General features: G+C 67.5%; 12 protein-coding genes. 7 read left to right on the forward strand and 5 right to left on the reverse strand.

The genetic code is table 11. The features are described 5' to 3' along the window. Nucleotides 1–119 precede the first annotated feature (119 nt). Nucleotides 120–1193 carry a helix-turn-helix domain-containing protein gene (locus U0034_RS05425; protein WP_085223638.1) on the forward strand — a complete coding sequence of 358 codons (1074 nt, stop codon included), beginning with the start codon at nt 120–122 and terminating at the stop codon, nt 1191–1193. 61 nt (nt 1194–1254) lie between these two features. Here the strand turns inward: U0034_RS05425 and U0034_RS05430 are convergent, their stop codons facing one another. The 3 genes from U0034_RS05430 to U0034_RS05440 form a co-directional block, all read right to left on the reverse strand. Further along, nucleotides 1255–1896: a DsbA family protein gene (locus tag U0034_RS05430; protein ID WP_085223636.1), complete on the reverse strand. Its 642-nt coding sequence runs from the start codon at nt 1894–1896 to the stop codon at nt 1255–1257. Nucleotides 1897–1999: 103 nt separating this feature from the next. After that, complete coding sequence (locus U0034_RS05435) at nt 2000–3496, reverse strand: TAXI family TRAP transporter solute-binding subunit (protein ID WP_085223634.1); 1497 nt, start codon at nt 3494–3496, stop codon at nt 2000–2002. A 116-nt stretch (nt 3497–3612) separates the two neighbouring features. Beyond that, nucleotides 3613–4728: an NADH:flavin oxidoreductase/NADH oxidase gene (locus U0034_RS05440; RefSeq protein ID WP_085223632.1), complete on the reverse strand. Its 1116-nt coding sequence runs from the start codon at nt 4726–4728 to the stop codon at nt 3613–3615. Nucleotides 4729–4895: 167 nt separating this feature from the next. On the opposite strand from U0034_RS05440, the gene U0034_RS05445 reads away from it, so the two are divergent. The 4 genes from U0034_RS05445 to U0034_RS05460 all read left to right on the forward strand — a co-directional run bounded on the left by U0034_RS05445 (nt 4896) and on the right by U0034_RS05460 (nt 10716). Beyond that, the gene (locus U0034_RS05445; RefSeq protein WP_085223630.1) at nt 4896–6113 is read left to right on the forward strand and encodes an MFS transporter; all 1218 of its coding nucleotides are present in this window, start codon (nt 4896–4898) and stop codon (nt 6111–6113) included. Between the two features lie 300 nt (nt 6114–6413). After that, nucleotides 6414–8417: a glycoside hydrolase family 28 protein gene (locus U0034_RS05450; protein WP_085223628.1), complete on the forward strand. Its 2004-nt coding sequence runs from the start codon at nt 6414–6416 to the stop codon at nt 8415–8417. A 250-nt stretch (nt 8418–8667) separates the two neighbouring features. Continuing rightward, on the forward strand, nt 8668–10062 hold the full coding sequence (locus tag U0034_RS05455) for a selenium-binding family protein (RefSeq protein ID WP_085223626.1): 1395 nt from the start codon (nt 8668–8670) through the stop codon (nt 10060–10062). Between the two features lie 21 nt (nt 10063–10083). Beyond that, nucleotides 10084–10716 carry a hypothetical protein gene (locus U0034_RS05460; RefSeq protein WP_085223624.1) on the forward strand — a complete coding sequence of 211 codons (633 nt, stop codon included), beginning with the start codon at nt 10084–10086 and terminating at the stop codon, nt 10714–10716. A gap of 23 nt (nt 10717–10739) precedes the next feature. On the opposite strand, the gene U0034_RS05465 is transcribed toward U0034_RS05460, so the two are convergent. Beyond that, a complete protein-coding gene (locus tag U0034_RS05465; RefSeq protein ID WP_085223622.1) occupies nt 10740–11981 on the reverse strand; it encodes a pyridoxal-phosphate-dependent aminotransferase family protein in 1242 nt (413 codons plus the stop codon). 276 nt (nt 11982–12257) lie between these two features. Continuing rightward, entirely contained in the window at nt 12258–12749 is a 492-nt protein-coding gene (locus tag U0034_RS05470; RefSeq protein WP_233211968.1) for a plasmid fertility inhibition factor family protein, read from the reverse strand. 179 nt (nt 12750–12928) lie between these two features. Here U0034_RS05470 and U0034_RS05475 point away from each other — a divergent pair, with 179 nt between their 5' ends. After that, nucleotides 12929–13819 carry a crotonase/enoyl-CoA hydratase family protein gene (locus U0034_RS05475; RefSeq protein WP_085223620.1) on the forward strand — a complete coding sequence of 297 codons (891 nt, stop codon included), beginning with the start codon at nt 12929–12931 and terminating at the stop codon, nt 13817–13819. A 101-nt stretch (nt 13820–13920) separates the two neighbouring features. Then, nucleotides 13921–14736, forward strand: a complete 816-nt coding sequence (locus U0034_RS05480) for an EAL domain-containing protein (protein ID WP_085223618.1) — start codon at nt 13921–13923, stop codon at nt 14734–14736. Nucleotides 14737–14744 lie beyond the last annotated feature (8 nt).

Below are 14744 nucleotides of genomic sequence, written 5' to 3' on the forward strand. Positions count from 1 at the left end.
GCGCCTTGCATCGCGCCGCTTCCTTGCAGCGTCCGAACGCGGTGCGTCGTCAGTCGCCACGGGACGAAGCCCACCCGCGGCCCGGTTTGTCGAACGCTCCCCGCCGCATTTTTGCTCTCATGGCCAAACGCATCGCTATTCTGATCTTCGACGCGTTTTCGCTCGTCGAAGTAAGCTCGGTCGCCGAAGTGTTTCGCATCGCCGACGAACTGGAACTCGAGCGCGCCACCGGCGCGCTCGAAAACGGCCATGCGGCCGCAACGGCGGAAGCGCCGCCCGAGCCGCATGCGCGCACGCATGCACCGCCGGAGCGGATCGAGCAAATGGCGCAACTCGAATCGCCGCCGCCGCACGCATCTTACGAACTCGTCGTCGTGTCCGACACGGGCGGAAGCGTGGCGAGCAGCGGCGCAATGCGCGTGTGGTCCGAGCGGCTCGAAGACTACGCATCGAGCGGGTTCGACGTGCTCTTCATCGCGGGCGGGCCCGGCGCCTCGCGCGCCAAATCCGATGAAACGCTGCTTCGCCATCTGCGCGCGGTGCTCGAACATACGCGCACGATCAAGGCGATCGGCGAAGGCTTCGCCATCCTGGCCGCGGCCAATGCGCCCAGCGAAGCGCCGGGCGGCGGCTCGAGCCCGAGCGTACCGCTCGCGGTCGCGGCGGCGGCACGAACCGCGCCAATGCTCGAGCAACCGGTCTCGCTCGACGATCCGCTCGGCCCCATAGCGGCGGCGCTGTCGATCGTCAAGCGCGAGCGAGGTGCCGACGCGGCGCGCGAAATCGCCGAGCGCTCGATACCGGGCGCCTGGCGCAGGCTAGGTGCCGTGCTGGGCGAACTCGACGAAGGCGGAGCCAGGGAAAAGATCAATGCCGCGGCACGCTGGATGCGGGAGAACTATGGCCAGCCGATCTCCGTCGCGAAGGCGGCACAAGTGGCGGCCATGAGCGAGCGCAGCTTCCTGCGCCGCTTCAAGTCGCAGATCGGGCTTACGCCGTCCGAGTACCTGCTGCGCGCCCGGCTCGATGCGAGCTGCCTGCTGCTCGTCGCTACCGACCTGCCCGTCGACAAGATCGCTCGCCGTTGCGGCGTGAGCAGCGGTGACGGGCTCGCAAAGATCTTCCGCAAGCGACTCGCGATCTCGCCCACCGAATACCGGATCGCCGAGCGCCGCCGCACGGGCGACCACTAGCGCCGTCTCGACGCCCCCGCGGCGGGCGGCGGGCGGCGGGCGTCCCCCGCCGCGGCGCTGCTCAGCCCGCGTGACCGAGCGGAAGCTCGCTTACGCGGCGCACCTCGGGCGACTCGAGCCAGCCCGGCGAGCGCGCGCAGTACAACAGCATCGGCAACGCGTCCTCGCCCCAGAAAATCTGCCGGTTGAGGCGGAAGGTGGGCACGCCGAAGACGTCGAGCGCCACCGCATCGTCGAGGTTGCGCTGCAGCCGGGCCTTCGAATCCTCGTGCTCGATCAGGCGCTCGCCATGAGGTATGCCGACCGCACTGCACAAATCGGCGAAGCCATCTGCCGTGGACGGATCGCGCCCTTCGCGCCAGATGAACCGGAACATCGAGCATACGGTCGCGAGATCGGCCTCGATCGCGGCGGCGAGAAGCAGCGGCTTGGTCGAATCGAACGGATGCGCGGGCGGCATGCGAAACGGGATGCCGAGCTGTTCGGCGCGGAACAGGGCATGCCGGTACGTAAACACGCGCTTGGGCGGCACCTCGCTCGCGGCCCGTTGGCCCCAATGTCGATAAAGCGCCTGCACGGAGACGGGCACGAGCGTGAACGGCATGCTCGGCCATTTGTCCTGCTGCTCGAGCAGCAGATACGAAAACGGCGACACGAAGTCGTAGAACCACAGCGGCGTGGCCGCATCGATGGCTTGGGTCATTGGAGTCTCCGGTTGCCCGTCGGGACGCCGCCGGGCCGATGCGGCCGAGCCGGCGAAAGCATCGCTCGTTCCATGAATCTTACGCGCGGCGCCGTGCGGATGGTCATGCGTTTTTCACCAGCCGGGCCCGCACGAAGCCGATGTGCTCGCGCAGTACGTAGAACTGGTCCGCGTAAGCCAACGGCATCTTGAGCCGGTTGACGGCGGCCTCGATGGCGTCGAGCCGCTCCAGCAGCGCGGCGCGCTCGCTCTCCGACGCATCTCCGAGCGCGGCACGCTCGATCGCGATGAGCGCGCCGTACCAGCGGTAGATGCGCGACTTCACGCGCCAGCTGTAGAGCGACGGCACGAGACGCAGGCCCGGAATCAACACGACGACGATCGGCACGATCAGCACGACGAGCCGGTCGGCCAGGCTCGCCAGCCAGAACGGCAACAGCCGATAGAGAAAACCCTTGCCCGACTTGTAGTAGCGCGCCGCATCGTCGCTGATCGGAAAGTCGTGCGTGAGCGCCGCCGGAAATTCGCCGGCGCGCTGCAGCAGCGTCGCACGGCCGTGCACTTCGCGCGCGGCTTCGATCAGCAGATCGGAAAGCGCGGGGTGCAGGGAATCGCGCGCGATCAGCTCCGCCGTCGACGCGAGCGTATGGACGGTTTGCGGCGGCAGATTCCTGCCAAGATCGAACGCGCCCATCGGCAGCGCGAGATCCGTCAGATACGGAAAGCGCCGCGTATAGGCTTCGGCCTGGGCAAACGAAAAAAGCCGGATGCCGGGTGCGCGCGTGAGCCTCGCCATCACCGGCACCTGAGCGGAGTCGCCGGCAAAGAACGCGGCATCGATGCGGCCATCGCTCAACGCGCGCGCCGCCTCCTCGCCGGTCAGCGGCACGAGCTCCGTCGCCCCACCCGGTCCGATCCCGTTGGCCTTCAGGAGCGCCAGCGCGAGTGCCCGGGCGCCACTGCCCTCGGGCCCGATTGCCAGACGCTTGCCGGCAAATTCCGAAAGCAGCGTGTAGCGCGGGCCGCGATAGAACATCACGAACGGCACATACGAGACGCTGCCGAGCGAGACGAGTCCGGCGGGCGGCGCAGCGACGCTCGCCGGCGTGCCGAGCGCGCTCGAGGCCGGCGGCGAGGCGGCGCGGCTCGTCGAAGAAACGGCCGGCGCCGCCGCCGAGCCCGCCAGTGCGGCCGAGCCTGGCTCGCCGCCCGCGGCCACGCCCGATGCCGCGGATGCGGCCGCCGCGGTCAGAAGCCCGCTCTGGACGAAGCCCACGTCAACGTGCGAGGCGGGATCCGACAAGCGCCGCAGGTTCTCGAGCGATCCTTCCGAACTCACGACGTTCAGCGTAATGCCGTTGCGCGCGAGGATCTGCCGATAGCGCTGGGCTGCATTCCAGAACGAGCTGCCCGGAGGGCCTGCCGTCATCGTCAGCGTGCTCGGCGGAGCGGGCTGAATGAGGCGGATGGCTCCCCAGATGGCCAGTGCCGAGAGCGCCAGGATCGGGCCGAACGAGACGGCGAGATCACGCCAGGAAATTGCGACGAAACGGGCGACGAGGCGCGGCGCGCGTCGCGGGCGGTCGGGGTTGGGCTTCATCGGCAGCGGCGTGGCGAGTCTGGGCTTCGGCTCTCGGGTCGTCTGTCAGGGTCCGCGCGGCAACGCGCGAGGCTCGCCGATGGTACAGGATTCGCGCGCCGCTTTTCGCAATCCGCTCAGCGCTGGCCGTAATGCGCGTCGATGAAGAGGTCCTTCAGCTCGCGCGGCTGGGAACGCCAGTACTGCCTCGGCGCATGCACGCGCGCGCCAAGCTTCGCGGCCGCATGCCAGGGCCAGCGCGGATCGTAGAGCATCGCCCGGGCAAGCGAGACAGCGTCCGCTTCATCGTTCGCGACGATCGCCTCGGCCTGCTCGGCCTCGGTGATGAGGCCAACGGCGATCGTCGGCAAGCGCACGTCGGCTTTCACGCGTTGCGCGTAGGGCACCTGATAGCCCGGGCCGAGTTTGATCGCCTGTTGCGGCGAAACGCCACCGGTCGTCACGTGTATGGCCGCGCAGCCGCGCGCCTTCAGCGCTTGCGAAAGTGCGACGGTCCCTTCGATGTCCCAGCCGCCGGGCACCCAATCGGTTGCCGAGATGCGCGCCCAGACCGGGCGCTCGGGCGGAAACGCCGCACGCACCGCCTCGAACACTTCGATCGGAAAACGCATGCGATTCTCGAGGCTGCCGCCATATTCGTCGTCACGACGATTCGCGAGCGGCGACAGGAACTGATGCAGCAGATAGCCGTGGGCCGCATGCAGCTCGATTGCGTCGAACCCGAGCCGCGCCGCGCGCGCGGCTGCCGCGGCGAAATCGTCGCGGACCTTGTCGAGGCCGGCCCGGTCCAGTGCGTGTGGCGGCTCTTCGTCTGCGCCGTGCGGCACGGCCGAAGGCGCGAGCGTGCGCCAGCCGTCGGGCGCATCCGAAGGGATCTGCGCGCCACCCTCCCAGGGCGCGCGGCTCGACGCCTTGCGGCCGGCATGCGCGAGCTGGATCGCGAGCCGGATCGGCGAGTAAGCGCGCAGCGCGTGAACGACGCGCGCCAGTGCCGCCTCGTTCTCGTCCGAATAGAGCCCAAGGTCGGCCGGCGTGATGCGCCCCTCCGGGGACACGGCCGTCGCCTCGAGGATCAGCAGCCCCGCGCCCGAAAGCGCGAGCTGGCCCAGATGGATCATGTGCCAGTCGGTGGCCGAGCCTTGGCGGGCCGAATACTGGCACATCGGCGCAATGACGATGCGGTTGGACAGCTCGAGCTCGCCAATGGCGAGCGGGTCGAAAAGATGATTCATCGTACGGATCCTCGCGGACAGGCGAAGCCGTCACCTTAGCGCATCCGTCGGGCGCCCGTCGGCAGGGCGTGCTGCACTGCAAAGAAACCGGTTCCATCGATTCCATGTGACAATGGCGGCTTTGCGGCGCAACAAACGGCCGCAGTGCGATTTCCTCGTCGATCCCCATGTCTGCCGCTCCCTCCTCTTCGTCCGCCGCGACCGGATACGCCTCGACCGCGCGCATCGTCACTGTCGTTTTCTTCACGTTCGTCTGTTACCTGATCATCGGCATCCCCCTGCCGGTGCTGCCGGGGTTCGTCGACGGCGACCTCGGAATGGGCTCGGTACTGGCCGGCGCGGCGATCAGCGTGCAGTACGCGGCGACCCTTGCTTCGCGCCCGCACGCAGGGCGCAGCGCCGATACGCGCGGAGCGAAGCGGACGGTACTGACGGGCCTCGCCGCCTGCGGCGCAAGCGGCATCTTGCTGCTCGCGGCCACGGCCTGCGCGAAGTGGCCGGCCTTGAGTCTCACGGTGCTCACGCTTGCGCGCCTCGTGCTCGGCTTCGGCGAAAGCTTCGTCGGCACGGGCGCGATTCTTTGGGGCATCGGCCGCGTGGGGCCGCAAGAAAGCGCGCGCGTGATTTCGTGGAACGGCATCGCGAACTACGGCGCGGTGGCGCTCGGCGCGCCGGCCGGCGCGCTGCTGTCGCACGCCTTCGGGCTCTGGACACTCGGCGCCGTGACCATGGTGCTGGCCGGTATCGGCTACGCCCTCGCCAGGCGCATCGCGCCGGTTCCCGTCGTCCATGGCGAGCGCATGGGCTACGCGAGCGTGCTCGCGCGGGTACTGCCGCACGGCATTGGTCTTGCGCTCGGCACCGCCGGTTTCGGGGCCATCGCCACGTTCATCGCGCTTTACTACGCTGCGCGCGGCTGGCAACACGCGGCACTCGCGCTGACGCTCTTCGGGCTCTCGTTCGTCGGCGCGCGGCTGCTTTTCGCCAACGCAATCAAGACCTACGGCGGGTTCCGCGTTGCCGTGGCATCGTTTTGCGTCGAATGCGCGGGGCTGTTACTGCTATGGCTCGCCGAAGTGCCGCACGCGGCGCTCGCGGGTGCCGCGCTTACCGGCTTCGGCTTCGCACTCGTGTTTCCATCGCTCGGCGTGGAAGCCGTCGGCCTCGTGCCGCCCGCAAGCCGGGGCGCCGCGCTGTCGGCCTACTCCGTCTTCTTCGACCTCTCGCTCGGTGTCATGGGACCCCTCGCCGGCTATGTCGCGGGTGCCTTCGGCTACGGCTCGGTATTTCTCGTCGCCGCCGTGGCCGCGGCAGCCGCAGCCATACTCTCGGTCAGCCTCTACCTGCGCTACACGCGCGGCGATTCTCCAGCCGCCGCCGTTTGACGACGGCGGACGGAGGCGCGCGTCGTCTGCCGGCTCGCCCTCATAGATGCCCGTGCGGGAAGGGTTCAGTTATACGATGACCGATAACGAAAACGTGGACCTGATAGCGACGACTTGAGTATTTTCCCGGGTAAACCAGCAGATATGGTGCATCGCGATCCCGTTTAGACTTTGCGCAGTAGTACGACAACAGACAAAAAGCACAGACGAAACGCACAGACGAAACGCGCAGACAAAGCGCACAGACAAAGCGCAAAGCGGGCTGGCCCTCGCTGCCCCGCGATTTCATCGGAGGAGCACATGGCAGAGAAAAGCACTCGTCGCGGTTCCATGTCGTTTGCTGCGGGATCCGGCCGCCTTACGCGCCGCGCATTCTTCGGCGTGAGTGGTTCGCTCGTGGGCAGTACGCTGTTAGCGGTGAGCCCCTTCGGCGCCGCGCGAGCCATGGCCGCCATGGCGGGGCGCGCGGGCTCCGCCGCGGACCTGATCTGGGGCGAGCACGGCGCCGCGGCACGCATTGCCGCCCTCGTCGCCCATGTCACCAAGGCCGCCTTTCGCCCACGCGAATACGACGTCACGGCCTATGGCGCGCGTGCGTGCACGACCGTCGCCGCCAGTTCGCCCTACACCAACACCACCAAATCGCCGCCGAGCCCCGGCTCCGAGCGCACGCCCGCGCCGGGCTCGTTCGACTCCCGGCCTGCCTTCCTCGCGGCGATCGAAGCGTGCCACCGCGAAGGCGGCGGTTGCGTGGTCGTACCGCCGGGCGCGTGGTACTGCGCGGGACCGATCGTGCTGCTCAGCCACGTGCGCTTTCATCTGAGCGCCGACTGCACGATCTATTTCAGTCCGAACCCGGCCGACTACGCGAAGGACGGGCCCGTAGACTGCGGCGCGAACGGCCGGCTCTACTACAGCCGCTGGCAGGCCAACGATTGCCTGAACTACGGCGCGCCCGTCTACGCACGCAATGCGATCAACATCGCGCTGACCGGCGAGGGGCCGACTTCGGTACTGAACGGCCAGGCGATGACGCCATTCGCGGGCAGCGGCGACAGCAGTGTCTGCTGGTGGACGTACAAAGGATCGACGGGCGTCTATGGCGGCGGCGCCTCGGTGCCGAGCCAGGTTTATGCGAACCCGAACAATGTCGACCTGCGCCTCGTCGCGCCCGGCATTTCCGATGCGCTTTACGCCATGCTCACCTCGCCCACCACGCCCTGGCAGCAGGATCAGAATTACCTGCCCGCGCTTTCCGAGGCGGGGGTGCCCGTGGAGAAGCGCATCTTCGGTCTCGGTCATTATCTGCGTCCCTGTATGGTCGAATTCATCGGCTGCGAAAACGTGCTGATGGAGCGCTATCAGACGCAGAACACGCCGTTCTGGCAGCACCATCCGACCGCCTGCAGCAACGTCGTATTCCGCGGCGTCACGACCGACAGCATCGGCCCGAACAACGATGGCTTCGACCCGGACGCGTGCACGAACGTGCTCGTCGAAAACTGCACGTTCAATACGGGCGACGACTGCATAGCCATCAAGTCGGGCAAGGATCGCGATACCGAATACGGCCCGGCACGCCGCCATCTGATCCGAAACTGCACGATGAACAGCGGCCACGGCGGCATCACGCTCGGCAGCGAAATGGGCGGCGGTGTCGAGGCGATCTATGCCACGAATCTGTCGATGCTCAACGCGAACTGGCAGACGAACCCGCTCAATATCGCCATTCGCGTGAAGACGAACATGAACCGCGGCGGCTATGTGAAGGACTTCCACGTGAAAGGCGTATCGCTGCCGAACGGGGTGAGCCTGAAGGGCAGCGGATACGGCAGCGCCATGCTTGCCGGGAGCCCGGTCAACGCCAGCGTGCCGCTCGGGGTCGTCACGGCCTCGGCCGGCAATCCGGCGGCGGCGCAAGGCGGCATCGTCACGTTCGATTGCGACTACCAGCCGGCCAACGACGCCGCGCGCACGCGTCCACCCACGATCCAAAACATCTCGATCTCGGGCGTGAAGGCATCCAACGTCAGCTCGGGCGGCACCACGGCGTCGTGTTTCCAGGCGATCGTCGCGCAAGGGCCCGTTGCGTCGGACTACAACGGCCCCGCGCCCGCGCCGGCCGTGTTGCCCATCTCGGACGTGACGATCAGCGATTGCGATTTCGGCACACCCGTGGCGTCCGGCACGCCCACCGTAACGTCGCCCGGCCCCATCTATGCATTCAACGTCGACTCGATGACACTCACGAACGTCATCGTCGCCGGGCAGACCTACAACACGACGCTCGCCGACAAGCGCTGAACCCGGCGACACATTCGCGCGGGCGGACGCCCATCCGCCCATCCGCACGATGTTTGTCGCGCATGCCTCGACCGAGGCGTGCGCGATACGCGCTTGCCCCATGCGCCGCAAGCCGCGAATCGCATAAACGCATAAACGCATAAACGCATAAACGCATCGAGTAATTTGCTCATTCGATTCCGTTCCTTGCCATTTCGAACTTCGGCCTCCTACGATAGACAGCTTCACCGCTTCTCGAAAGGAAGAGGCCATGTCGTCCTGGAAACCTGATCCGACGTTCTACCCGTCCGCGCGGCTTGCCGCCGACGCCCCCAAGGAAACGATCGCCTACGTCGCCGCCTTCGATCCGAAGCGGCAGGTGCCTGACGAGCTCGCCGTCGTCGACGTCGATCCAGGCTCGCCCGGCTACGGCTCGATCGTCGAGCGCGTGGCCATGCCGAACGTCGGCGACGAGCTCCATCACTTCGGCTGGAATGCGTGCAGCTCGTGCCTGTGCCCGAACGCACCGCACCCGCATACCGAACGCCGCTATCTCGTCGTGCCCGGCCTGCGCTCGTCGCGCATCCACATCATCGACACGAAGCCCGACCCACGGCACCCCAGGATTGCGCGCGTGATCGAGCCGCAGGAACTCGCGCGCAAGTCTGGCTACTCGCGTCCGCACACCGTGCACTGCGGGCCGCAAGGCATCTACGTCACCGCGCTCGCGAACGCCGAAGGCGAAGCGCCTGGCGGCGTGCTGCTCATCGATCACGAAACGTTCGACGTGCGCGGACGCTGGGAGATCGAGCGCGGCCCTCAGGAGCTCGCGTACGATGCCTGGTGGCACCTCGGCTTCGACACACTCGTTTCGAGCGAATGGGGCCTGCCGGCCACGTTCGAAAACGGACTCGTGCCCGAAGTACTGCTGGGCGGACAATACGGACATCGCCTGCATTTCTGGGATCTCAATACGCGCCGGCACAAGCAGACGCTCGACTTCGGCGCCGAAAATCAGCTCGTATTCGAACTGCGCCCGGCGCACGATCCGACCAAAGCCTATGGCTTCGTGAATTCGGTCATCAGCCTCAAGGATCTCTCCGCCTCGATCTGGATCTGGTATCGCGACGGCGACCAATGGGCCGCGCGCAAGATCATCGAGATCCCGGCCGAGCCCGCCGATGCCGCCCAGTTGCCGCCGATGCTCAAGGGTTTCGGCGCCGTGCCGCCGCTCGTCACCGACATCGCGCTCTCGCTCGACGACCGCTCGCTTTACGTAGCCTGCTGGGGGACGGGCGACATGCGCCGCTACGACGTCTCCGATCCGTTCAAGCCCGAACTCACGGGCTCGGTGCGTATCGGCGGCATCGCATCGCGCGCGTCGCATCCGCGTGCGGGCGGCCAACCGCTGAACGGCGGCCCGCAGATGGTGGAGGTGAGCCGGGACGGCAAACGCGTCTACTTCACGAACTCGCTGTATGGCGCTATCGACGATCAGTTCTATCCCGATGGCATCGACGGCTGGATGGTGAAGCTCGATGCGGCGGCAACGGGTGGGCTTGCGTTCGATCGGGAGTTCTATCTCGCGTGGCCGGACACGCATCGGCCGCATCAGATCCGCCTCGAAGGCGGCGATGCCTCTTCGGATTCCTACTGCTATCCGTAACGGGCACGGGCCAGTCCGATCATGAGCGTCGCACTCGGCACGGCCGACGCCGCAAGTTGGGCCGCGATCTTCGGCAGCGGCGTGTTCCATGGCATCAACCCGGCGATGGGCTGGCTCTTCGCCACGGCACTCGGCCTGCAGCGCGGCAGTCGGGCGGCGCTTTTCGCCGCCTTGCCGCCGCTGGCCCTCGGCCATGCGCTATCGGTGTTCGTGCTGACCTCTTCCGCGCTCGCATTCAGCTTCGCCGCGAATGCGAGCGCCGTACGCCTCGTGCTCGGCGCGGCGCTGATCGGCTGGGCCGGCTATCACCACCTGTTTGGGCACCGTCACCGCATGCCCGTGGGCATGACGGCCGGCTTCGCGGGGCTTGCGCTGTGGTCGGCGGCGACGGCCACGCTGCACGGTGCGGGGCTGATGCTCGTACCGGCATTGATGCCACTTTGCGCCGGGGGGCCAAGCGCCGCGGGCGGAACCGCACTCGCCGCGACACTCGTGCACACCGCCGTGGCCTCGGCCACGAGCGGCCTCGTTGCATTCGCCGCCTACGAATACCTCGGGCTCGGCATGTTACGGCGCGGCTGGGTCAACTTCGACTGGCTCTGGTCCGCCGCGCTCGCGGCGGCCGGCGCCATTCTGATCGCGACGAGCCGGTGAACGCGGCGCACCGTGTTGCTGCTTCAGCGCAAACGATCGCTGCCCGCGCGCGCCGCCCTGCCGCTTTCCGACAGCGAACGCTCGAGGGCCGCCACGCCCGCCGGCAGATCGACGGCCGCGCCGAGATCGATCATCGTGCGTCCGAGCGCGTGCAGCGTGCGAAAAAGGTTGTGCTCGCGGCACTGCTCGCCCATCTGCCCGATGCGCACGATCGGCAAGCCGAAAGAACCCGAGATTTCGACCTGATGATGGCGCGAGATATGGCCGCAGACATCGGCTGGGCTCAGCCCGTTCGGCATTTCTATGCCGACCACCGAGTTGAGCCGGCAGATCTCGGGCGTATAGAGCGTCAGTCCAAGCGCCGAAATGCCCGCTTGCAGCGCGAGCGCACATTTGAGATGGCGCGCGAAGCGCTTCTCGAGCGTCTCCGCGCACACGAGCCGCAACGCCTCGTGCAAGGCGAGCACGCCCGATACCGGCGCCGTGTAGTGATAGCCCGCGTTGTGCCAGAAATTTTCGGCCAGCGACGCGTCGAGGCACCAGTGCGCGTTGGGCTGCGCACGACCTTTCATGCGCGCCCATGCCGCGTCGGAAAATGCGATCAGCGAGACGCCCGGAATAGACGACAAGCCCTTTTGCCCGCCCGTGATGACGGCATCGATACCCCACGCGTCCATCTCGAGCGGCATGGTGCTCAGCGTGCAGACCGCATCGACGACGACGAGCGCGCCCGCGGCCTTCGCAAGCGCAGCGATCTCCTTCAACTGGTGATTCCAAACCGTGTTGGAAGTCTCGCCCTGCACGATCGTCACCACGTCGGGCTTTTCGCATGCGAGCGCGTCGGCCACGTCGGCGAGGCTCGCGACGGCGCGGTCGGGCACCTCGAGCGTCGCAACCTGGGCACCGCAACGCAGGGCCATCTCGGCCATGCGCGCGCTGAAAAAGCCGTTCTTGATCGAGAGCACACGCGTGCCGGGCCACGCGAGATTCGAAATCGCCATTTCCATGGCGGCCGAGCCGGGGCCGGCCACGCCGAGCACCCATTTCGAGCGCGTCTGAAACACGTAGCGCGCCATGTCCTTCACTTGCCCGATCACTTTCGACATCGTCGCGCCGAGGTGATTGATGACGATGGTGTTCGCGTGTGCAACGGCGGCCGGAATTGGCACGGGCCCGGCGCCCATCATCAGCAGCGGTTCTTCGGGAAGAATTTCGTCGAGCGAGACGACATGGGGGCAAGCAATCGGTGTAACAGGCGTGGACATGATCGATGGGGGCGCTGGGGCATTCGTTGGGCGGCACGAGAGCCCGCCGACGCGGTGCGGCGCCTGTCGTCGCGCGCCACGGCGGCGGAAATCGGAGCAAGTGCCGAGGCAACCACTCCGCCGGCAGATGAAGCGCGAACGCCGAGGCGGCGCCGCGTAGGACGGGTGCCCTAGATCATTGCCCCATCAAGCCCCATTAGGCAAGCATTTTCGTCCGGCCAAGGCTTCGGGCGAGGCCGCGCGGATACGCTCACGCCTGCGCGGCTGCGCCGCGGGTCAGGCGCCGCAAAACGCGAGCAGCATCTCGGCTTCGCGCTCGTGAACCTCGACCGGAAACGCCGAGGCACCCGCATACGCCAGATACCGGGCGCGATGTTGGCCGTTGCGGAACGTGACCACCCCCTCGCGCTCGAACCCGAGCCAGCCAAACACGCCGCGCGCGCGGCGAGAGGCCACGGCGACATACGGCATCGAAGGGATCTGTGCGTTGGCCGGATCGAGGTACTCGCGGATGCCGCGAATCTTGCCGCCGTGCCAATCGCCGACGGGCGGCAGCACGTAATCGGTATCGTCCCGGTCGGCGCACGCCAGCAGCTTCGCCGCGTCGACGACGACGACACGATGTCGCGAATCGTCCTCGCCACCGAGCATGCGTCTCAGGCGGACATGATCGTAATGGGGGTGATCGCGCAGGGGGACGATCCAGACCGGCTCCGAGCCGGCTGCGGGGGCGACGGCAACCGCATGAGGCGACGCAAGCGTAGACATGGCGTGCTGAGTTCGGTAACGCCCGTAAAACGCCGCACGCAGCGGGGTAAGCCGCGCCCGGCACCGGGCGATGGTAAAACACGGTAGTGTGTCGCGACATAATGACACACCGGTGACGTACGCGGCTGATTTCGTCTGAACGATCCCGCCGCCTGGCGGATGCGGAGGCTATCGTGAACATGAACACGAATGCAGACACGAACGCGACGAACCACGACGCAAGCATCGAGCCATTCGGCGAACACGTGCGCATCGAGCCGGCCGGCGCAGTGGCCACGATCGTGCTCGACCGCCCTGATTGCCGCAATGCAGTGGACGGCCCCACCGCCACCGCGCTGGCGGCGGCGTTCGAGCGCTTCGAAGCCGAGCCGCGCTGGCGCGCCGCCGTGCTGTTCGGGGCTGGCGGGACGTTTTGCGCGGGCGCCGACCTCACCGCCATGCATGACCCGCGCCGGCGCAACGCCGTGCGCGCCGACGGCAGCGGAGCGGGCCCGATGGGGCCGACGCGCATGCGCCTCACGAAACCCGTCATCGCCGCGATCGCCGGGCATGCCGTTGCGGGCGGCCTCGAACTCGCCGCCATGTGCGACCTGCGCGTGGTCGAAGAAAACGCCGTGCTCGGCGTGTTCTGCCGCCGCTTCGGCGTGCCGCTCATCGACGGCGGCACGATTCGCCTGCCGCGGCTCATCGGGCTCTCCCGCGCGCTCGATCTGATTCTGACCGGGCGGGAAGTTCACGCCGACGAAGCACTGGCGATCGGGCTCGCCAATCGGGTCGTGCCAAGCGGCGGTGCCCGCGCGGCAGCCGAGGCGCTGGCCACGGCCCTCGCCGCCTTTCCCCAGGCGGCCCTCGTTGCCGACCGCCGCTCCGCCTACGAGAACAGCGCCCCGGGGGACATGGAGCAGGCGCTCGCGCGTGAAGGCGCCGGCGGCTATCGCGCCCTCGTCGACGAGGGGCTCGCGGGCGCGGCCCGGTTCGCCGCGGGCGCGGGCCGCCACGGCGCTCCAGCGCCCGCCGCGTCTGGGCCGCGCAGCGATTCGCCGCCGCCGGATCCTTCCGCGTCAACGTAAACCCTGATGTCGCGACGCATCAATATCTATATAAGTAACGAGTCGATGCCGTTCCGCCTGACGCTGCTACCATCGACACAGCGCAGCCCCACCGCTTTTTCATGATCCCGCCGACCATCCCCGAACTCATCGCGCACGCCGCCGCCCATCCGTTTCTTCGCGAGCATCTGTCGATCGACGCGGACTCGCGAGGGGGACGGGCGCATGCCCTGTTCGACGAGACCCGGATCGAAAGCGGCTATCAGCCGATCTTCGACGTCAGCATGAACGGGATGCAGACGCTCTGGTCCGCCCCTGAAAGCGCCGATCGATTCGGCGACGAACTCGGCTTTCAGGCGCTGACGCTGCAGCCCGACGGCAACCCGCTCGACCTGTTCGAGCGGGTGAGCGATGGCCAAGCGCTCGTCGCGCTCGATCGTCTCGCCCGTACGCTGCACGCTGTCAACTTTTTCGGCGCCCAGCAGCACGGCCTGCTGTTTCTGCGCGTGCACGAGCGGCTGCTCAAGAGCGTCAAGTACGATCACGGCCAGCACTTCTCGTCCGTGCTGATCTCGCTGGGGCTCAATCCGGGGAGAGTCGTGATCGAACTGCCGAGCGCGGCCGTGGCCCACCGCACGTTTCTCGGCTACCTGGCGAAGAGCTACCAGCGCTTCGGCTTCAAGGTGGCCGGCAACCTGCCGAACGCCGGGCACATCATGTCGGTGTCCGACATGGCGCGGCTCGACTTCCTGAAAATCGACGGCGCGGCGGTGCTCCGCGATTCGATGGTCAAGCCGCTCCTCGCCTATGCGAACCGGCTGCACATTCCTCTGATTTTCGACCGCGTTGCCACCGAGGCGCAGTTCGATGCGCTCCAGCAATTCGGCGCCCGCTTCGTGCAGGGGCCGCTCTTCGAGCCCCACGCCCCGGTCCGGTAAGGGCGATA

Source organism: Trinickia caryophylli, assembly GCF_034424545.1.
Taxonomy (GTDB): domain Bacteria; phylum Pseudomonadota; class Gammaproteobacteria; order Burkholderiales; family Burkholderiaceae; genus Trinickia; species Trinickia caryophylli.